We start from the raw sequence: 19,514 nt of genomic DNA, 5'->3' as shown, positions 1-19,514 counted from the left end.
CCTTACTTATATGCGAATACTGAGCATTATAAAATACCTGACTAAAACACTCAACTTTATCCGAGCCCTTGTTTTAGGCTGCGCGCATTATACGTTTGTTTGTATACTTTGTCGCCTTAGGTTGGGATTTTGGGCGCTGGTAGGATTTGGCTTTTTTGATAAGTCATGTAGCCTTTGAATAACAAAATGAGTCGTACAATTTGCATTGGCAACTCTTTAATTTTTAAGGGATGTAACAAATTGTTACATATTGCTTACCTGCACTATCTTCCCAGCGGCTCTTTTTTGCTATTATAAAGGGTCATGGCTTTCGTTTAAAAAATGTAAATAAAAAATTGAAAGTCTTTGTAGTCGGTTTTAAGGGGTGTTATGACGCGCTTTTCTCAACTTGCTCTAATTGAACACCAAAAACGGACGCAGAACCTCGCTTTACTTGCGGAGTCACTGGAAATCGAAGTAATTCATCCAAGCCTACATGAGTTGCTTAACCAGATTCCAGATAAAGAGATTATGGTTGCGTACTCGTTAAGTTCTGAGCAATTATCACGTACGAGCACAGCGAATGAAGTCGCTGCGCTTGCAAAGAGCTACGCCCTGTTTTTGGTGAATGTGAAGCCGGATTCTGTTAAGCCTTCGCAGGCTCTGAACTTAGGTGCGCGCGGCATTATCTATGAAAATGAACATTTAGACCGGGTGCTAACCGCATTGAAGGTCATTAGCCAGGGCGAACTTTATTACCCGCGATCATTACTGTCAGACAAAATAGAAGAAATGATGTTGCGCCGTCATGCTGATGACGACACGGCTACGTCTTTTTCACAGATTAGTTCTTTAACACCGCAAGAGTTAAAAATCATCGAATTGGTCGGCACCGGCGCCAGAAATAAAGAAATTGGTGAGCAATTGAATATCAGCGCACATACTGTGAAAACGCACCTGTCTTCGATTTTCCGAAAGACAGGTGCGCGTAACCGAGTCGAACTTTTGAAGTGGGCGAGTTACGCGTCAACCAATTAACGAGCTGGTACTAGCTATCTGCCCGCCAAAAGCCTCGCTCCTGACCTTTTTCTATCAGTTCCACTAACGCTTTTTCCATCGCCTGTTTCACTGAAAGTTGGACAGGTTCATTAGTTGAATAACCCCCTTCAAACTCCGCTAAACGATTTAAAGAAACGTACCGGAACAGACCTGCTCTTAATTCTTGTGAGAAGACCTTCTTGTTGGCAGATACGGAAAGCAGGACTTGACCCGTGTATACGTCGACGGCGCGCAAGTACACTGAAACCTGATCTTCACGGTAGAGCTCTGATGCCCCAATGCCGAAGTATTCAGCACCGATACCACCAGTACTAACGTTAGTGTCATAGCTAATAATGCCGCCTTCAAGCAGCAGTCTGGCTTCTCTTAACGGCGGTAAGTCAGAGTCTTTACTGGAATTGTGAATTTTTCGCTCAGTCAACAGATTTTGAAGGTTTTCCCGCTCCATTGGTAGAAACCAGCCAGACTCAAGCAGCATCTGCGTCAGCATGGAAGTGGCTCCTTGAGTCACCGCCGTTGAAAAGCTTGAAACATTGGCTTGTGGCTTATACTGCCCGGTTTGATCACGAAAAGCGTACACTGAAACTGGGATACGGCTTTTTGGCACTGGCTGTTTTTGTAGTGTCATCATCATTGAACTTGGCGCATCTATCTCTGCTGGCGTAATGTTCAAGTCAGTAGGTTTGGGCATCATTGCACAACCCGACATGAGTAATGAAACAGCCATTAAAGTTATCGTTCGTATAGTCATAGTTACTCTCTTTTATATTGCCGGCATGGTAATGACGGTTTGTTCGCCTGTTTCGTTGTGCGTGATGTAAACAAGCACGCTACCGTCAGGTTGCCCAATAACTTCTACGGTGTACTCACCGGTGTCATACAAACCTTCGACAATTTCACCATCTGCAATACGACGGGTGAGAGAGTTGATAATATTGCGCTCCAGTGCATCGCGGAATCTATCAACGAAAGAGCGACCTTCATCTGGAGCGGTATGAGCATTCTGGCTCTGAGCTTTTTGCAAAAGGAAATTACCATTTAAGGGATTTCCTCCGAAGCTTGGGTTTATTGGCTGATAGACTATCTCTGTTGCGCTCACTGATGCCGAAGTGAGTAGTAGAGCCAAAGTAACAGTTGAGAGTTTTTTCATAATTAACGCCTTGTTAAAATTCATTATTGTCTGGCGAGTCGAAAACGGAGTCAGCTTTAATGCGAGCGACTTCGTTAATACTAATAAGGATGGCCTGTTCGGCTAATTTTTTAACGTCGTTCTGGCGTCGCCCAAAATAGGTCTCGAACACTTTCTTTTGTTCCATCTCCACCCACAAATAGGTTCCAGCCTGCGGATAGACGCGTTCGTTGACGACGACGGTAATACCGTTTGTTGAAGGAATGTCCCGCCAGTAACTTGTGTAATAGAAGAAAAAGTCTTTACCAAAACGCGAGATCGTTCGGTCTAAAACCATACCGCCCAGCTCAATTTCGTCAGCGTGGCTAAATGGTGTTATTAAAATTATTATCAATAAGAGTTTCTTAATCATAAGAGCCTAAAAAGCGGCCGCTAGGTAGCAGCCGCTTTAATCTAGAGCGAATCATCAATTAGTATTGAACGACAGTTGCTACGTTGTAGTCGCCTTGCTGATAAACACTCATTGTGTTGCTATCGCTAAACTGACCACCGGTGACAACGTTGTTATTACCAACTTGTTGAATATCAACACTACCGCCATTACCACCAACAATGAATGAGCCTTCATCACCAGCAATAACGTTGCTGTTACCTTCCTGAACGAAAGCAATAAGGTTGTCATTACCACCGATAATAGTATCGATTAAGTTAATGTCACCCGTTTGCTCTGACTGCAGCTCGTTACCAGAAGTTGTTCCAGCGTCGTAAGAGTAGGCAAGGAATGTGTTGCTGTCACCGTGTTGGCGAGAGTACACATCATTATCGTCACCAGCGATAACAATTTCTGCGGTATTTACATCACCAATTTGTCGGCTATCAGCTTCGTTACCAGAACCAATCAGAGCAACACCGTTAAAGTTTTCATCACCGCGGCTAGAGATGCGGATATCGTTGTATGAGCCATAAGACTCTGCAACCGCAATGTTGTTATCGCCGCGCTGATCCATTTCGATGATGTGATCATCACCTTCAGTAGCGAATACGGCGTAGTTATTATCACCGTCTTGGCTCGCATCAATGGTGTTATAGTTTCCTACCATGCCTGTAGCGGCTTCAACAACGTTAGTATTACCTTCTTGTTGAACCACGATTTCGTTCACATCGCCTTGAATTGGTTGAATTAGAAATTCATTGCTGGAACCGTCTTGATAAACATCGACGAAGTTTTCATTACCTGAAAGACTTTGTGCGATGAAGATGTTAGCTGAACCAAATTGCTGGACATAGACTTCATTCATATCGCCGTTAGCACCAACAACACCACCAACGTTTCCGTCGCCTTCCTGGTCAGCAATGAATGTGTTCATATCGCCAGTTGCAGTGAAGTAACCGGCTTCGTTAGATGAGCCTGCCTGGTTCGCTTCAAAGTAGTTATCACTGCCTTCGATCTGGAAGTTTGCCCAGTTAAGGTCACCAGATTGAGCAATAGAAGCGCTGTTGTAATCGCCTGCTAAATCGATACCAGCCGTATTAGCGCTACCTGACTGTTCGACAATTGCAGTATTTGCATTACCTACTAAGAAAACTTCAGCGATGTTGTAATCACCTTCCTGGAAGCTTGACAGTGCGTTCTCGTCACCTTGAATATCTGAATCTAAGGTGTTCCAGAAGCCATACTGTTCGCCTTCCACTAAGTTAAAGTCACCAGTGACATAAGCGTATGCTTCTTGAAGGCTGTCTAGCTGTAACAAGAAAGTGTCGTTTCCTTCACCGTATTGGTCAGCGTAAGCCCAGTTTAAGAAACCACCTTGCTCGATATACATGTTGTTGCCTGATTCAACCGCTTCTGATGAATCTTGGTTTACAACAGCGATGTGTGCTTCTGCCGCCGCATAACCTGAAAACGCTAAGGTTAACGCTAAAGCAACTGCACTTTTTTTAAGAATTGTATTAGACATGATTGTTCTCCATTGATTGTTCTTATTTGAACTGCGTGATGGACATTTCAGCGGCAGCACCAGTCTGCTGAATGCTTATTGAGTTGCCATCACCAAGTTGTTGAAGCTGAATAACGTTGTTCGCACCAACTTGAAGAATGGTCGCTGAATTACTGCGTCCAGACTGCTCTGCAGTGACAGAATTATTGAACCCTTGCTGCTCGATCGTCAGGGTGTTTTCCAGCCCATACTGAGCGAGGTATGCGTAATTTTGCTCGCCTACCTGGGCGAGTGAAGTGAGGTTATAAGAGCCTAGCTGAGCAATTTCCGCATGGTTCGCAAGGGACTGCCGCTCCAGTAACCCTGCTAAAGCAACAGGAATGTCGTTGGCTACTCCCGGAAGAGAGACCAACATAACCACTGTTGCTGCTAAAAGTTGTTTTAAAAAAGTCAAAGCGGAACACCTTTTGTTAATAATTCCGCTAACAAGAATAACGGCTGGTTTTTACTCAACAATCGTATGAACGGTGTATTTTAAAAATTGTTTTTGAACGTAAATTTTTAGTTAATACAGTGTGTTATGTGTTTTGGGGTTGCGAACCCACCTAGATGTCCTAGTCCCTTTGTCGTATTTAGCGTTAAAAAACGTAAATCTCTAACTTTTGGCGTAAATTGCTGTGGAAAATATGCTACTTATTTTTTTAGTGACGAGATGAGCAGTACGCACATTTGAATGAAATTCCTACAACAATAATGAGGAAGGAAGAATGACGAATTTGAAAAAATTAGTCGTCGGCGTATCCATGGCGCTCGCAACAGGTGCTGCTGCGGCGAATGGTAAACAGGCGGACGATGATTCATTGCTGGTGGTATTTAAGCACTCGGTGACGAAAGAGCAGCGTCAGGATTTAATTAACCGAGCTGGCGGAACATTACGAGCTCTGGATAGCCGCGGGCGCGATATTGCGATGCGTAATATTGCGGATGGTCGTATTGCACAGGTCAATGTTCGCAATGCAAAACAACGCGATGCCCTTATTAAACGCCTCTCTAATCACCCCTTTATCGAGGTCGCTGAGCCTAACTACATCATTTCAATTAATGACACGAAAAGCTCTAACTTTAATATTTTAGCAACTCCGGATGATCCTGCATTCGGTGACATGTGGGCATTAGAGAACACGGGTCAAAGCGGCGGAACGCCAGGTGTTGATATTGATGCGCGCCCAGCCTGGGATATAACCACCGGCGACTCCAGCGTCGTTATCGGTGTTATTGATTCTGGTGTTGATTACACGCATCCGGATCTTGCTGACAACATGTGGGTTAACCCTGGTGAAGTTTGCGGTAACGGTGAAGACGATGATGGTAACGGTGTAGTCGATGACTGTTATGGTTACTCAGCAGTTAATGGTAACGGTGACCCAATGGATGGTAACGGTCATGGTACACACGTTGCCGGTACTATTGGCGCGAGCGCCAATAATGGTCAGGGTGTAACCGGTGTTAACTGGGATGTCGAAATTGTCGGTTGTCAATTCCTGGGCGCTGATGGCCGAGGCAGTACAGCGGCTGCTATCGAATGTATTGATTACATGACGAACTTGAAAGTCAATCATGGGGTTAACCTAGTAGCAACAAACAACTCGTGGGGCGGTGGTGCCTACTCTGAGTCGCTGAGAACCGCGATAGCTGACAGTATTGATCAGGGCATTATGTTTGTTTCTGCTGCCGGTAACGACGGAATTGATGCGGACGTTACGGCTAGCTATCCAGGTGGTTATGACCTGGACGGTATTGTGAATGTGGCTAATACAACACGCACTGACTCACTCGCTGCGTCGTCAACTTATGGTGAGGTGTCTGTTGACTTAGGTGCGCCTGGTACCGAAATCCTTTCTACGTACTTAAATGGAGGCTATGCAACAGCTTCGGGTACGTCTATGGCAAGTCCGCATGTTGCTGGTGTGGCTGGCCTTATCTGGTCGATTGCGCCACACCTGAGTGTTACAGAAGTGAAGCAAATATTGATGGACTCTGGCGAGAGTATTCCTGCTCTGTCAGGTAAAACTGCGTCAGGAAACCGCTTGAACGCGCTTAATGCACTGCTTGCTGCTGACCCAGACCCGGCTTACCGCTTAGAGCTGAGCCCATCAAACCAGGAAATTGTTGCGGGTGACAGCACAACTCTAACGCTGGATGTTGGCAGCATTGCTGATTGGTCTGGTGCGGTTGACTTAAGTGTTTCTGCTGAGCCTCAATTGGATGTTTCTTTGTCTTCCAACCAAGCGCAAAATGGCGAAACGGTTGATGTACAAGTGACAACAACAGAGGAAACAGCTTGGGGCGAATACGTTATTACGGTTAGCGGTACCGATGTAGAAACGGGCGAAATGACTCGCGACGTAAGTGCTACTGTATACGTGCTTCCGCAAGGTCTTTCTGACTTTTACTATGAAGATGTACCAAATGCAGATATCCCGGATGATGACAGCAACGGTATCAGCCGTGTTATCAATGTGCCTGAAACCGGTATTGTTTTCGGTGCTGAAGTGAGCGTTGATATTACTCATACATGGCGAGGTGATTTGATTGTTACATTGACTTCACCTGAAGGTACGACCCAAACCTTGCACGACCGCGCTGGTAGCAGTGAAGATGATCTGGTTGCCACTTGGACTGTCGATACCTTTAATGGCGAAGACATGACTGGTGATTGGACTCTGAATGTGTCGGATAATGCGGGTGCTGATACGGGTACTCTTAACAACTGGTCATTAACTCTGACCGCCGTTGAAGAAGACGATGGTTTACCAGATGCGCCAGTAGCAGGTTTTGAGGCGAGCGTTGAAGATTTGACTGTCAGCTTTACCAATACCTCAAGTGATAATGATGGCGACATCGAAAGCTACTTCTGGGAGTTTGGTGATGGCAGCACTTCAACCGAAGCAAACCCTGTTTATGCATACTCTCAAGAAGGTACTTACGATGTGACTTTAACAGTGACTGACGCTACTGAATTGTCAGACACAGTCACGCAGTCGGTAACCGTTAGCCTGACGGACATCGAGTTGGATGTTTATCGTTCTCGCTTATTGCGTAGTGGCACTGCTTTAGTCGACCTTCGCTGGTCAGGCGCTGCAGGTGACGTAGACTTGTATCGCAACGGTGAGTTTGTTGAGACACTGTCAAATACAGGTCGCGTTCGTGATCGCTTTGATTCAGATGGTAGCGATGTTGTTTACCAACTGTGTGAAGCAGGTACAGAGGCCTGTGACTCGGTCACAGTTAGTTTTTAGTTAACATTGAATTAACAATTTAACTAGTATTATAATAGGGGCCATTACGGTCCCTATTTTATTTTTGGTGCTTGGTTATGCGACGCAGTAAAGGATTTACACTAGTCGAGCTTATTATCGTCATTGTTGTGCTTGGTGTACTCTCGGCGACCGCCGCCCCTCAATTTATCAACTTCTCCAATGATGCTAAAACAAGTCGGCTTCACGGTTTGGAGGCTTCCCTTAAATCAGCGTTGGACATGACGTACGGTAAAGCCGCTATTCAGGGAATAGAAAAGCAAAGTGCGACCTGCTTGGGTGGCAAGTTTGATGACGTCAATATCAGTTGTCCGGATGGCGGAATATTACTCTTTTATGGCTACCCCGCGCCTAAAGAAAGTGCGCTGAGTCAAGTGATTCAATTAGACGACTGGGCTGTGTCGGAAGTGGGTATTGGCAATGTTATTGGTCTTGCCGCAGATGAAGACAGCCTGATGAGTTGCTATGTCAATTACATCGGTGCGACATCGACCAGTGAACCCGAAGTTAAAGTCTACGCTGACAACTGCTGAAGTGCTTCTTTGTAGAATTTCTCTGTGACATCAGGGTGTGACCGTTTGCGTCCCTTTAACACGTTTTCTCCAACCTTGCGAAGCAAAGGGTTATTAGGATCACTGCTTGGCCCGTGAGCCAGGCGTTTCAGATGATCAGGTAGCGGCAGAACGGGAATATCGGCATCAAGTTGCGCGGCCATGAAAAAAGCCGACGAATAACGGGTGACTCCGGCGGGGGGACTGACAACTCTGTGGTTCGTTGCTTTTAAATAGCCGTCTGATGCTAACTCAAGCAGCTCTCCAATATTTACCACCAAGGCCCCTTTACGCGGGCTTACCGAGTGCCATTCATTGTCAATTTCCACTTCTAAACCGCTGTGTTCGTCTTGCAGAACAAAGGTTAGATAGCCGGGATCTTTATGTGCGCCCACACCTTGATTACCGGCGGATTCGCTGCCGGGGTACTTAATTAACTTGGTATGTCGATAAGGGCCGTTTTGCACGGTGGGTTGCAAGGCATCGGCTGGTTGCTCCAGAGCCTCACAAAGAGCGGACAATAATGTCAGTCCAACCTTGGTTAAACGATCCTGCCATGTGAGTAATGTTGAGCGCATGCGAGGCATTGCGTCAGGCCACTGGTTAGGTCCAATGAGCTTTTGCCACTCCTGAGTGACGAGCTGGGAATGTACTGCTGGCAGTTCATCCATGATGTCGAACTGCTCACGAAAGTCTAAAGCACCAGCTGTAACCTCGGTATGCGTTTGATTGTAGCCACGAAAATGCGGTGAATTTGCCATTTTCACCTGTCTTTTTTCTTTTGCATTCAAAGCAAAAAATGACTTCGACAGTGAAATAATGTCGTCTTGCTCAGCTTGGCTTAAGTCGTGACCTTCCAAATAGAAAAAGCCCACATCCCTTGCGGCAGCACCCAGTTGTCGTATAAACGACAGTCTGGTTTCATTATCAGTGCTTTGATAGTCAACAAGTGACAAAACCGGAACTGAAGACGACATAACACTCCTCAATAAAGCGAATTGCTTTAAAATTTGATCTGGATTCTACGCCCAGGTGGAGCGGCACTGAAGAATCAAAACGTTCTATGGTAGATATATTGGCTATATTGCATCGGCTGTGTAGAATTACCGACTTCTGTTTTTTTAAAAGAGAGTGAGACGATGGGTCGCGCCTACCAAAACCGTAAAGAGTCGATAGCCAAAACTGCCAACGCTAAGAGTAAAGTCTATAGCCGCTATGGTCGTGAAATTTATGTGTGTGCAAAGCAAGGCGGGGCAGACCCTGACGCAAACTTGTCTCTTCGCTCGCTTATTGACCGTGCTAAGAAAGACCAGGTGCCGGCTCACGTTATCGAGAAAGCCATAGACAAAGCACAAGGTGGCGCTGGTGAAGATTTTTCTCCCGCTCGTTATGAAGGTTACGGACCAAGCAACTGCATGGTGATTGTCGAGTGTTTAACCGATAACCCGAACCGTACATTCGGCGACGTTCGTAACGCCTTCACCAAAAGCAAATCAAAAATTGGTGAGCAGGGCAGTGTCATGCACTCGTTCGAACATTGTGCGATTTTCGCCTTTAAACACGACAGTGAAGACGACGTGTTAGAAGCGTTAATGGAAGCCGACGTTGATGTCACTGACGTTGAGTTCGAGGACGGCCAGGTCACCGTGTTTGCTCCGCATACTGAATATGCAGCGGCTCGTCAGGCACTCACTTCGGCATTTGAAAATATCGATTTCGACGCAGATGAAATTCAATTTCTGCCGCATGTCACTACGACAATTTCGGAAGAAGACCAACCTATGTTTGAGCGTTTAATGGATATGCTAAACGACTTAGATGACGTACAAAACATTTATCACAACGCCGAACAGTAGATTGATAGAGATCAATACGCTCTATCATTAAACCTTATAAGCTTTATGGGTATTCAATAACAAGGAGTTACCCATGAAGCTTAAAGCGTTGTCTTATGGTGTATTGTTGAGCTTGCTAAGCACTTCTGCTTTAGCAAATGATTTTTCCCTCAATGTTGGTGCCATCTCGGTTATGCCAGATGACAGCAGCTCAAACCTGAATGTGGTTGAAGGCGTCGCAGGGTTGCCGACTAACAGCACGGGTGTTGGTGTGAATACCAATACGCAGCTTGGTCTGACTCTCGACTATGCGATAGACAATAACTGGACAGTGGAACTGGTTGCAGCCACTCCGTTCAATCACGACATTACCGCCACAGGTGCCTTAGCTGGTTTAAAAGTGGGTAAAACCAAACATTTACCCCCAACACTGCTGGCGCAATATCACTTCGATTTAAACAGTGACACGTTCAAACCCTTTGTTGGTATTGGCGTGAATTACACGGCGTTTTTTGACGAGCAGGTTGACCCTCAGTTACGCTCAACCTTAGGGGCTTTGGGTGTTGTGAGTGACAGCGACTCGGTTGATTTAGCGCTTAAAAACAGCTGGGGCTATGCGTTGCAAGCCGGTGTCAACGTGGCAATAAACAAGGACTGGGGTCTGCACTTTATGGTCAGCAAAATGGACATCGATACCACCGGTGACGTACGTGTGAACGGCAGCACCATTCAAAGCGTTGACGTTGATATCGACCCGTATGTTGCGATGGCAGGTGTGCGCTACAACTTCTAAAGTAATACTTAATGCGGCGAGCGCTTTGCTAACTTACGTTGCAGCGTTCGTCGATGCATACCTAAGTCTCTCGCCGTTTTAGAAATGTTCCCGCCATTGTCGTGCAGCGCTCGCTGAATATGCTCCCACTCAATTTGGGATGGGCTTAGCCGTTGTGTTTCTGACACGTCGGTATCGACTTCTTCATCCCGTATTCGGCTTAACAATTCCGATGTACCGACGGGCTTGGTTAGGTAATCTGTTGCGCCTCGCTTCATCGCTTCGACGGTGGTCGCTATGCTCGCGTACCCGGTAAGTACAATAAGGTGTTTAGGCTGAATGTGCCGGGTAATAGGCTCAATCAGTGACAGCCCGTTATCATCCCCAAGCATCATGTCGAGCAATACGACATCGAACTCGTCTCCAGCCGCAAGCGCCTGAGACGCCGAATGAGCAACAGCGACATCGATATCATGCTGTTCCAGCCGGCGTTTTAAAATGCGACAAAAGCCTTCGTCGTCGTCAATAATAAGGAGCTTTATTTCAATCATTGTCCACTATGGGTAGTCGTATCTGAGTCATGGTGCCGTTGGCATTGGATTGCCAGCTCACTTTGCCGTTAAGGCGCTCGATGGTGGCGTGGCTAATGACCGCAGCCACACCCATGCCAGTATCACTTTTACTCAACGACATGCCAAGCTTTTCCTCCCCGGAAACATGAATACCCGAACCTTTGTCGAGAATTTGAATCACTAATTGCTGTTGACCGTCCGATGTATAGTCGCCGAATGTAACAACGGTTTCTTGTTCACCATTACGGATACCGGCTTCAATGGCGTTCATAATCAAATTGGCGATAGCCGGGAAGAGTGTTCGGTCGGCTTTAATTGCGAAATCACGTATGGCTTCTGGTAGCTCCCAATGCAGTTGAGCATCGGGTTTAACCACGCGTAGAAGTTGCTGCAGTTGTACTGACATTTCTCCTGTGGTGTATAGGCGCTGGCGCTTGCTGCGAACATCATCGGCAGCTTCTCGCCACTGAGTTAAGCTGAGTTCAACCTGTCGCAGATACTCGCTAAAGTCACGCTTAAGAGCAATGTCCACATCAGTTTCCTGGAGTTCTTCATTTAATAAACGCAGAGATTGTACCGGTGTGGCGACGTCGTGGGTGAGCTGTGCTGCCGCCGCGCCAATAGTAAGAAGTTGTTCGTCTCTAAGTTGCCTTTCCCGCATTGCTTGAAAGGCCTTTTCAGACTGTAGCCACTGCCGTTTCAGGTAGTACATCGACAAAGCAATAATCATCGCCGCAATCACAAAACCGATGAGCATACCTTGTGCGTGTTGCAGCATTTCGGGATGCATGGCGTGTGGAAACTCCACGGTTTTTGCTTGCAATAGTGATGGCAGCTCAAGCTGGGACACCTGTCCCAGAATACTTATACAGAGCGTTGCAACCGCCAGTGCTGTCGGCAGTAATAAGAACGCTATGACAATAAATATCAGTAGCAGCGAGGTGAACGAGTTACTAATGCCGCCATTGTAGGCTACCCATACATTTCCCAGAGCTATATCAATGACCAGCGCTATAAAAACGGCCCAATGCTGTTTTGAGATGAATTTATAGGTCAGTAGGGTAATCATTATTTGCCTCAAAAGTTATAATTGGTCTGTAACCAGAATGTGCGACCCGGCTCATTCACCTTATCAATTTGCTCATACCCTGAAATGCTGGATGCTGAACGACTCAAATGTTCAGCATAGGTCTTATCAAGTATATTATCGACGCCCAGGCTGATCTGCCATTGTGAATCAACTTCCCAGTCGATATTTGCAGATAGCACACCAAAACCGGCGCTTTTTTCTAAGTCGTAACCAATAACATTCCCTTGGTTGGGCGCAATACGGTCTTGCTCTTTAACCAAGCGCCACAGTACAGAGTAGGTGAACTCCCCAAGACGATAATCACTGGCCAGGCGCAATTCGTCTGCTGGTTGCTGGGGCAGGTAGCTGTCGTCCGTTGTATTGGTACCACGAACAATGGCAATGGCGGCGGAGACAGACCAGGGAGTGCTTAGTTGGTAACGTGAAGTCAACTCACCACCCCAGCTGCGGGCGTCAATATTGCGCACCATTTCAGGTTGCATCATCATGCCCTTCTCCAGCAGGATAAAATCATCCACTTCGCTGAAAAATAGCGAGCTTTCCAGGGTGAGTTTATTACTCTTCCAATTCAGCCCAATATCCCACTGGCGGTTGGTCTCAGCGTTAGTATTAAACGCCGACATAGAGCTTGGTGAGCGACGGTTGTTGCCTATCACTTCCCAGTAATCAGGGAAACGCTCGGCTTGTCCCCAGCCAGCATACCAGTAACCGTTGTCGAATTTTCTTTCAAAACGCACAAAGCCGCTGTGTAAATTGTCGCTGCGAGTTTCATTGGCGGTTGGGTTAGGTTGTGCCGGGGAACCCATGACCATTAACAAGGCTCGCTTGTCAGTGATTGACCAATGATCAAGCCGGTAACCTGTCACTACCTTCCAAACAGCATCAATGGCGTAATCGTACTCTGCATAAAAGGCATCCTGGCTGAACTCGGCATCGTCGATGCGAGGCAGATTTTGATAAGACATATTCAGCTGATCACGGCTAATACGATCGCGATGCTTCGATTCATGATGTTCAACGCCGGCTTTTAAACCACTACCGGCCGTTAGTGACCATTGAGACGTTATTTTTGCACCACGTGAATGACGATCGGGATTACGGGCTGTGGGGTTGGGCATCATTATGGACGGAGTGAAGTCACGTAATGAGTAGTTATCCATAACGTGGTCGATAGAGTTAACGTAAGTATTTACTGACACTTCGTCCAAATGGGCGCCCTTGGGTTGCCAGTTGTAATCGAGAGCCATACTCTCCCGCTTAAATAACACACCGTCCATGCTGCGGTCTGCGTAAGCAGCCTCGCCGTCACTGGCGCCTAACTTAAGCATAAGGCGCTGGTTATCTGAAGGCGTCCAGACAAGGTCCACGTCACCACTCCAGCGTTCATATTGGCTGTTAATTTCACGGCCAGAGCCATCCTGGTAATCATCGGCAGTGGCGGCGGTTGCGTTTAAGCGTACAAACCCCGCCGCAGAGCCCCAGGTCATATCAGCCGAACCGTTAACACGCCCGAAACTGGCAGTGGTAGCGTTCAGAAAACCCGAGAACTCGTTGTTATCAAACCGGGTGATGTCTCTTTCGAAGTGAATAGACGCTGCAGACCCGGCAAACAGAACGGTCTGTGGGCCTTTAACCACCGTCACGCTGTCGTAACTCTGAGGCGTAATGTAAGCCGTGGGGGGATCCATGCGGCTGCTACAGCCTCCTAACAACATTTGGTCATCGGTCACGATAGCCAGTCGCCCAGCGCCCATGCCTCTGAACAATGGGTCTGAGGACGCGCCGCCTTTACGGGTTGAACTGAACCCCGCCAGGCTTTTCAAAAAGTCTCCTGCGTCATGAGCGGGTAATGGCTGGCGCGGCTTTTTGGCGTCAACCACCCATTCACTGGGGGCCTGCATCGATTCGCCAATAATGACAATGCGCTCATCGACAGTGGTTTGCTGAGCCAAAACGGCAGAGGGTATTGCTAATGCTAAAACTAACGGGGTAAATGACTTCATACGACACAATCTCTAGCAAGATAATGTCGCTATTATCATGAAATTTAAGGCAAAGCGGGATGCGACAAAAGGTAGCATCCCCAAAGGAATATCACTAAAGAGACGGACAGAATTTGGTTTTCAGCAACTTCATGAAGGCTTCGGTATCCGGATCTTTAATTGAATAGAAAACCGTTTGAGATTCTTTGCGAATGGTCACTAATTCTTGTTCCCGAAGTACCGCTAAGTGCTGTGAAAAAGCAGACGCACTTAAATCAAAATGTTGGTGTAATTCACCCACACTTTGTTCTCCTAATGCCAGGCGGCATAAGATTTGTAAACGATGGGGGTTGCCCAGCGAGCGCAGAAAGCTTGCCGCGTTCTGCGCTTCTTCCTGAAGCATCTCTTGTGATTCAGTTGCACTCATGGTGTCTTTATTTTCCTGCTTTTTCTAACTCGCGTTCGGTTTTAAGTCCAAAGGCCTTTTTCATAACCATACTGGCCGGGCAAAAGCCGGTAAACGATTGCTGGAATAAGTTAGCACCAACAAACACTGTTAGCCACATCCAGTTTGGGTGAACCCAGTAAGTTAAGGCTACAGACAACAATACCATAAAGCCGGCAAATGCGGTTAAAGCTCTTTCTACGCTCATCGTAAAACTCCTTCAGTTTCTCGCATTAAAAGGCGTATCGCATGCGCAGATACGCGTTGTTATTCTCCGTGAACTGACCGAAAAAGGTATTCGGAGTCTCGCGGAAGAACAGGTTAAAGCCACCGCTGAACGACCAATGGTCGTCAATGCGGTAGTCAAAGGTCGGGCGCAGGTAGCCGTCGTTTTGATTCGGCGACACAAATGCAAACAGTGACAGGCTCAGGTCATCGCGCTCGTCGCGCCAGGTTAAGCGGGTGGTAAGTACTGTGCGTGTTTGGACGTCGCCTTTCTCAATGTAGGCCTGGAAGCCCCCAGTAAAGCGTGTCCAAAGCTCTTGCTCATAGCCAATCAGTGCGCGCCAGTGGTCTGCTGCGTTGTGGCGGTTGTAATTGGCCACCTCAGCGTTAACCAGTCCCGGGCCAAAGGTCATCCGCACTGAAGCCCCAGCCACAGTTAAACGACCAAAAGTAGGTTGAAAGTTATCAGTAACGGCTTCGGGGCTTTTAGTGAAGCCGTCGTAGCCATAAAGGGCGTATTCCACACCATCAATATTACGAAATACACGCAAAGCGAATTCGTCGCGAGAGGGCTCTATAAACTGAATAGAAGGATCGTCGCCAGTCAACTGGCCGGTTAAAGGATTAAAGTAGGAGATACGCTCACCACGAATGTAGTTATCGTGATCAAACTCTGGTGTCCAGACAAAGTCGACATTAATCCAGTCGAAATAGCTGGTCACCCGAAGTGCGTCAGAAGGCGCTTTTAAGTACTCCTGGTCACGCCCGACAAAGAAGGACTGCCAGTCTTTCGGGAACAGGTCGTTCAGGAATAAATAATCGCCAGTGCCCCAGGTGAGTACCTGACGGCCCACTTTTATATCGGTATTATCGAAAACTGTGAACTGGGCATTCAGCTCGCGAATTTGGCCATGCCAGGTTTCATCGAAACCGTCGTACCAGCCGTCGGCTTTTGCGGTCCAGGTAATGTCCCGCCAGCGTTCGTCAAAACCGAGCTGAAGTCGAGGTTCGGCAATAGACAAACGCTTGTGATAGGGAGAGGATTCAAATCGTCCGCCTATTGCCGCCTCAACGAAACCATAGACATTAATACTCTGATCTTGTTCCACACCCCAGCCCGATTCCCATTGTTCATCGCCCCAGGAGTCCTGTGCCGACGCGGTCTGAGCCAAAGTGAAAAGAACGGTAAAGAGGAAAAAAGCACGATATGTCATGACTCGTCTCTCAGTTGCAGCCATTCTGTTGGCGGGTTACGCAGGCTACGCTCGCTGAAAATGCTGTCCGGCAAACCGATGTTGTATTTCATAAAGCGAAACTGCATTTCAGTTTGTCCGCCATTGGTTAAGTCAGACATGCGTGAATGAGTCACGGTTGGGTAGCCCTGAACGGTCTCTACTTTAAGTACTTCCATTTTTCGGTAAGCTTCGCCGCTGTCGTTGTAGAAAGTGCTTTCGACGGGCAGCATGTGTTCTTTATCTATAACCACCTCGTAGTAGCTAAATTCGACGTTACTGGGGTTTTTCGGGGTGCCTTTTAGTACGTAATTATCTTCGCTTTCAGAAATCAGCTCATAGTTATCGAGCTCAGTGTTGCGGCCTGACACATCTTCATAGAAAAAGTGAGAACCGACAAAAGACGTACGCTTGTCACCGGCTGATATGCGTTTCACCAAATCGAGATCGGGCAAATACAACCAACGATCATCGTCATCGTTAACTTGTTTAACGACACGGAACACCGTGTCGCGCACATCAGCGGGGCGCGAGAAAAATATCATCATGTCTTGTACGCCGCCGTCCTGCTGGTCTTTACGCAAAATGGTGAATTGGCGCATTTGTTGGCGTCCCTGATTATCGGTAATAATCATACGTGCTGCGCTGCGACCGTCATCGCCTGAGTAATAGGCGTTTAACTCAGCTTGCTCGACAATTTCACGAGCGCTTTTTTCAGCGCTAATAGCCTGCCCACTAATGAACAGCAAAGCAGCCGATACAGCAGTTAAAAATAAAGCTTTCATGATTGACCTCCACGGAATATAAGGCGGCTAAAGGCACTCATCACCGCCGGGAGTATAATAAGTGTCACTATGGCCGATATCGCCATAATGCTGGCTAAGAATACGCCTACGGTAATGTAGGGCACTAACGGTGCGAACAGCAGTGGCGTAAAGCCAATAGCAATGACAATGGCATTGCGGGAAATGGCTCGCGCGGGCTCGTCAAACATAACCGTCAGCGTGTCTTGCCAGTTACCGGTTTGTTTGAAGGTTGCGCGTGTGCGTTCAATGAAGTGAATAGCAAAGTCCACCGACAGCCCAAGCGTCAGCGAAGACAGTACGGCAATAGGCATATCGTAGTCTTTACCGACCCAGCCGATAAGTCCGTAAATAAAGGCAATGGTCAGACTCAGAGGCAGCATTGCCAGCACGCCGAAGACCACGGAGCGGAACAATAGCACCATCATAATGAACACCACCACAAAGGCGCTGATTAAGCTGTCGAGCATGCCTTCGACCATAGCTTCCTGCCACACAACGTTCAGGTAAGCTTTACCGGCCCAGTCCATTTCAATGTTAGCAGGCAGCGGGTTGTCCTGAATGTAGTTATCGACAGCATTGACGACCTGGGTTACGTGCTGGTTGTCACCGCTGGTCAGCTGCAGCCATATTAAGCTGCGTTTGTAGTCTGGCGTTACAAAGTGCCAGAGATCTTGCGGACGGTGCGATGACTGATACTGCAATAGGGTTTGCGCAACGCCGTTGGCATTGTCCGGCAGCTTGTAGTCTTTTGCTTCGCCTGAACGTAATTCGCGGTTTACCGTTTTGACCACGTCAGACAGACTGTTTGACTTGCCCACCAAGCCTGTCGTTTGTAGGTAAGCTTGCATCTCGCTCATGTAGGACAGTAGCTCAGGATTTTGAAAAGCTTTGCTGGCGCTGTTGAGTTGCTCGAGCTCAGTCATTAAGGCTTCTAAAGGCTGTAATTGGTCAGAATCAACGCTAAAGAGCAGGTCATCAATCGCGATAATCCACTCGTTAAAGCGCACTTCTTCTTGCTCAAGCAAGGTACTTAATGCGTCACGAGACGCTTCTGAGAGTGTGTCGTTATTTAATGCATCACGAACTGCTGAACGCGCTTTTTCAGTGGCATCTAGAGTGTTTTCGAAAACCATGTAGGCGTTATAAGTACCGGCAAAGTGGTCATTTAATACTTCATCGGCAATGCGCACCTCATGGTCTGATTTAAACCAGCGTACGGGGTTGTCGTTAATATTAATTTGCTGGATACCAAACCAGGCAAATGCCAGAACAGCCAGGAAAAAAGCTATCCATAGCTTCGCGTGACGAGCAGCGACAGCGCCCAGTTTTTGTAGCCAGCCATCCTTTTGTTCTTCATGAGTGGTCTGGGCAAAGCCTTCCAGGGTTGACGGCTTCAGTGCGCACACATAGGCAGGCACGAAAAACACGGTAATTAAGAACGCTAAAAGAATACCGGAACCAACGAAAGCGCCGAATATTTGTACCGGCGGAATTGGTGTTAGCATTAACGAGTAAAAGCCAATGGCCGATGTAACTGAGGTAAACAGCATGGGGGTAAATAAGTGCCTCAGCACGTCTTTTATCGTGTCTTTCGCATTGCCTTTTTCACGGTAGCGGTCAGAGAATTCTGACATAATATGTACTGAGTCGACCACCGCAATCGGCATCAGGAAAATGGCGATCATCGACGACATAATGTGTACAGTGAAGCCCAACGCAATAAGCGCACCCATGGTAATGAGTACGGTCGACATGGCGACTATCATAGCGGCGCTAATGAAGCGGACATTGCGGAAAAACACCCACAGCAGGGCGAAAATAACCGCTGCTGCTAACGGTGCGGAAATGCCCATTTGTACAAACATTTCATAACCAAATTGGTCTTCAGCTACCGGTAAACCGGTGATATGCCAGTCGTCATTGCCATCCAATGTGCTGATTTTGCCCCGTAGTTGCTCTGCCAGTGCGTAGCTCTCGTCCTTGCTCTCAATAGGCACATAAATAGCAGCCGCTTTGCCGTCACCGGAAACAATGGTGTTATAAAGCAGTGGCAGGTCTTCAACTTGCTTTTGAATGTACTGCGCTTCAGCGTCATTTTCCGGCGGCTGCTTCATCATCCACTCAAAGCGAATGGTGCCGGGGCCTTCCTGAGTAATGTTATCGACATTAGCCAGTGACATCAGGTCGTCAGCAATAACGCCGTCCAGCGACTCCGCATAATTCGACACGGTATGCAGGTCGGTTAGTGTTTCTTGGTTATAGACGGTGTTCTTATTGACTACGCCAACAACAATCATGTCGTGCATAGCAAAAGTTTCTTTGACCTCATTATGGAAAACCCGCTGCGGATTGTTGTCCGGCAGCATGTTCTCCGGATCGGTATCAATGGTAATTGAGGGGATAAAAGCAGCAACGCCAAGCGTGATCAGTGTCAATAACCAAAACACGCTTCTGCGGTACCCTGTCGCCAATTTCATAATGACATCGATCATATTAATTCCGTATTTACTAATTTAGATAAATACGAAATATAGTCGATCTTTTTCATTTTGTCATCTATTTTGGTTAAAAAACTATCAGAGT

General features: G+C 47.2%; 19 protein-coding genes. 5 read left to right on the top strand and 14 right to left on the bottom strand.

Annotated elements, in window-relative coordinates:
• Positions 1-369 precede the first annotated feature (369 nt).
• Positions 370-1,017 (top strand): response regulator transcription factor, encoded by a 648-nt coding sequence (locus tag EST55_RS06575; RefSeq protein ID WP_088769217.1) that lies wholly within the window; start codon positions 370-372, stop codon positions 1,015-1,017.
• Positions 1,018-1,027: 10 nt separating this feature from the next.
• Here the strand turns inward: EST55_RS06575 and EST55_RS06570 are convergent, their stop codons facing one another.
• From EST55_RS06570 to EST55_RS06550, 5 genes are all read right to left on the bottom strand, one after another.
• Positions 1,028-1,789 carry a CsgG/HfaB family protein gene (locus EST55_RS06570; RefSeq protein ID WP_164976530.1) on the bottom strand — a complete coding sequence of 254 codons (762 nt, stop codon included), beginning with the start codon at positions 1,787-1,789 and terminating at the stop codon, positions 1,028-1,030.
• A gap of 12 nt (positions 1,790-1,801) precedes the next feature.
• The gene (locus EST55_RS06565) at positions 1,802-2,188 is read right to left on the bottom strand and encodes a curli assembly protein CsgF (protein ID WP_100691032.1); all 387 of its coding nucleotides are present in this window, start codon (positions 2,186-2,188) and stop codon (positions 1,802-1,804) included.
• Positions 2,189-2,201: 13 nt separating this feature from the next.
• Positions 2,202-2,561, bottom strand: a complete 360-nt coding sequence (locus EST55_RS06560; protein ID WP_240665263.1) for a curli production assembly/transport protein CsgE — start codon at positions 2,559-2,561, stop codon at positions 2,202-2,204.
• 76 nt (positions 2,562-2,637) lie between these two features.
• Positions 2,638-4,125, bottom strand: coding sequence for a hypothetical protein (locus EST55_RS06555; protein WP_129496896.1), 1,488 nt, complete (start codon positions 4,123-4,125; stop codon positions 2,638-2,640).
• 22 nt (positions 4,126-4,147) lie between these two features.
• Positions 4,148-4,558 carry a curlin subunit CsgB gene (locus EST55_RS06550; protein WP_100691029.1) on the bottom strand — a complete coding sequence of 137 codons (411 nt, stop codon included), beginning with the start codon at positions 4,556-4,558 and terminating at the stop codon, positions 4,148-4,150.
• Between the two features lie 313 nt (positions 4,559-4,871).
• Between EST55_RS06550 and EST55_RS06545 the strand changes: the two genes are divergently transcribed.
• Both EST55_RS06545 and EST55_RS06540 read left to right on the top strand, forming a co-directional pair.
• Positions 4,872-7,403 (top strand): S8 family serine peptidase, encoded by a 2,532-nt coding sequence (locus EST55_RS06545; protein ID WP_129496895.1) that lies wholly within the window; start codon positions 4,872-4,874, stop codon positions 7,401-7,403.
• A 77-nt stretch (positions 7,404-7,480) separates the two neighbouring features.
• Positions 7,481-7,954 (top strand): type II secretion system protein, encoded by a 474-nt coding sequence (locus EST55_RS06540; protein WP_100691027.1) that lies wholly within the window; start codon positions 7,481-7,483, stop codon positions 7,952-7,954.
• Here the strand turns inward: EST55_RS06540 and EST55_RS06535 are convergent.
• The gene (locus tag EST55_RS06535; RefSeq protein WP_100691026.1) at positions 7,936-8,949 is read right to left on the bottom strand and encodes a 2-oxoglutarate and iron-dependent oxygenase domain-containing protein; all 1,014 of its coding nucleotides are present in this window, start codon (positions 8,947-8,949) and stop codon (positions 7,936-7,938) included. The two genes, EST55_RS06540 and EST55_RS06535, sit on opposite strands and share 19 nt — an antisense overlap.
• A gap of 162 nt (positions 8,950-9,111) precedes the next feature.
• Between EST55_RS06535 and EST55_RS06530 the strand changes: the two genes are divergently transcribed.
• Positions 9,112-9,828 carry a YebC/PmpR family DNA-binding transcriptional regulator gene (locus EST55_RS06530; protein WP_100691025.1) on the top strand — a complete coding sequence of 239 codons (717 nt, stop codon included), beginning with the start codon at positions 9,112-9,114 and terminating at the stop codon, positions 9,826-9,828.
• A 73-nt stretch (positions 9,829-9,901) separates the two neighbouring features.
• A complete protein-coding gene (locus tag EST55_RS06525; RefSeq protein ID WP_129496894.1) occupies positions 9,902-10,600 on the top strand; it encodes an OmpW family outer membrane protein in 699 nt (232 codons plus the stop codon).
• Between the two features lie 8 nt (positions 10,601-10,608).
• Here the strand turns inward: EST55_RS06525 and EST55_RS06520 are convergent, their stop codons facing one another.
• The 8 genes from EST55_RS06520 to EST55_RS06485 form a co-directional block, all read right to left on the bottom strand.
• Entirely contained in the window at positions 10,609-11,130 is a 522-nt protein-coding gene (locus EST55_RS06520) for a response regulator (RefSeq protein WP_129496893.1), read from the bottom strand.
• Positions 11,123-12,220: an ATP-binding protein gene (locus tag EST55_RS06515; protein WP_129496892.1), complete on the bottom strand. Its 1,098-nt coding sequence runs from the start codon at positions 12,218-12,220 to the stop codon at positions 11,123-11,125. The genes EST55_RS06520 and EST55_RS06515 overlap by 8 nt, the downstream gene beginning before the upstream one ends.
• Positions 12,221-12,228: 8 nt before the next feature.
• A complete protein-coding gene (locus EST55_RS06510; RefSeq protein ID WP_129496891.1) occupies positions 12,229-14,244 on the bottom strand; it encodes a TonB-dependent copper receptor in 2,016 nt (671 codons plus the stop codon).
• A 94-nt stretch (positions 14,245-14,338) separates the two neighbouring features.
• On the bottom strand, positions 14,339-14,650 hold the full coding sequence (locus EST55_RS06505) for a metalloregulator ArsR/SmtB family transcription factor (RefSeq protein WP_053954280.1): 312 nt from the start codon (positions 14,648-14,650) through the stop codon (positions 14,339-14,341).
• Positions 14,651-14,657: 7 nt separating this feature from the next.
• Positions 14,658-14,876, bottom strand: a complete 219-nt coding sequence (locus EST55_RS06500) for a DUF2892 domain-containing protein (RefSeq protein ID WP_088769207.1) — start codon at positions 14,874-14,876, stop codon at positions 14,658-14,660.
• A 25-nt stretch (positions 14,877-14,901) separates the two neighbouring features.
• Positions 14,902-16,107 carry a hypothetical protein gene (locus EST55_RS06495; protein ID WP_129496890.1) on the bottom strand — a complete coding sequence of 402 codons (1,206 nt, stop codon included), beginning with the start codon at positions 16,105-16,107 and terminating at the stop codon, positions 14,902-14,904.
• Complete coding sequence (locus EST55_RS06490) at positions 16,104-16,910, bottom strand: outer membrane lipoprotein-sorting protein (RefSeq protein WP_100691019.1); 807 nt, start codon at positions 16,908-16,910, stop codon at positions 16,104-16,106. The genes EST55_RS06495 and EST55_RS06490 overlap by 4 nt, the downstream gene beginning before the upstream one ends.
• Complete coding sequence (locus EST55_RS06485) at positions 16,907-19,423, bottom strand: MMPL family transporter (RefSeq protein ID WP_129496889.1); 2,517 nt, start codon at positions 19,421-19,423, stop codon at positions 16,907-16,909. The genes EST55_RS06490 and EST55_RS06485 overlap by 4 nt, the downstream gene beginning before the upstream one ends.
• Positions 19,424-19,514: the final 91 nt, after the last annotated feature.

The organism is Idiomarina sp. 29L (assembly GCF_004123135.1).
Classification (GTDB): Bacteria; Pseudomonadota; Gammaproteobacteria; order Enterobacterales; family Alteromonadaceae; genus Idiomarina.
The sequence above is the reverse complement of the archived record's forward strand: the minus strand, read 5'-3'. Positions and strand labels throughout refer to the sequence as shown.

Coding starts and splice junctions, on each gene's coding strand:
- EST55_RS06510 (WP_129496891.1), bottom strand. CDS start 14,244: ATGAAGTCATTTACCCCGTTAGTTTTAGCATTAGCAATACCCTCTGCC.
- EST55_RS06545 (WP_129496895.1), top strand. CDS start 4,872: ATGACGAATTTGAAAAAATTAGTCGTCGGCGTATCCATGGCGCTCGCA.
- EST55_RS06530 (WP_100691025.1), top strand. CDS start 9,112: ATGGGTCGCGCCTACCAAAACCGTAAAGAGTCGATAGCCAAAACTGCC.
- EST55_RS06525 (WP_129496894.1), top strand. CDS start 9,902: ATGAAGCTTAAAGCGTTGTCTTATGGTGTATTGTTGAGCTTGCTAAGC.
- EST55_RS06520 (WP_129496893.1), bottom strand. CDS start 11,130: ATGATTGAAATAAAGCTCCTTATTATTGACGACGACGAAGGCTTTTGT.
- EST55_RS06500 (WP_088769207.1), bottom strand. CDS start 14,876: ATGAGCGTAGAAAGAGCTTTAACCGCATTTGCCGGCTTTATGGTATTG.
- EST55_RS06505 (WP_053954280.1), bottom strand. CDS start 14,650: ATGAGTGCAACTGAATCACAAGAGATGCTTCAGGAAGAAGCGCAGAAC.
- EST55_RS06565 (WP_100691032.1), bottom strand. CDS start 2,188: ATGAAAAAACTCTCAACTGTTACTTTGGCTCTACTACTCACTTCGGCA.
- EST55_RS06495 (WP_129496890.1), bottom strand. CDS start 16,107: ATGACATATCGTGCTTTTTTCCTCTTTACCGTTCTTTTCACTTTGGCT.
- EST55_RS06575 (WP_088769217.1), top strand. CDS start 370: ATGACGCGCTTTTCTCAACTTGCTCTAATTGAACACCAAAAACGGACG.
- EST55_RS06540 (WP_100691027.1), top strand. CDS start 7,481: ATGCGACGCAGTAAAGGATTTACACTAGTCGAGCTTATTATCGTCATT.
- EST55_RS06485 (WP_129496889.1), bottom strand. CDS start 19,423: ATGATCGATGTCATTATGAAATTGGCGACAGGGTACCGCAGAAGCGTG.
- EST55_RS06570 (WP_164976530.1), bottom strand. CDS start 1,789: ATGACTATACGAACGATAACTTTAATGGCTGTTTCATTACTCATGTCG.
- EST55_RS06490 (WP_100691019.1), bottom strand. CDS start 16,910: ATGAAAGCTTTATTTTTAACTGCTGTATCGGCTGCTTTGCTGTTCATT.
- EST55_RS06515 (WP_129496892.1), bottom strand. CDS start 12,220: ATGATTACCCTACTGACCTATAAATTCATCTCAAAACAGCATTGGGCC.
- EST55_RS06535 (WP_100691026.1), bottom strand. CDS start 8,949: ATGTCGTCTTCAGTTCCGGTTTTGTCACTTGTTGACTATCAAAGCACT.
- EST55_RS06555 (WP_129496896.1), bottom strand. CDS start 4,125: ATGTCTAATACAATTCTTAAAAAAAGTGCAGTTGCTTTAGCGTTAACC.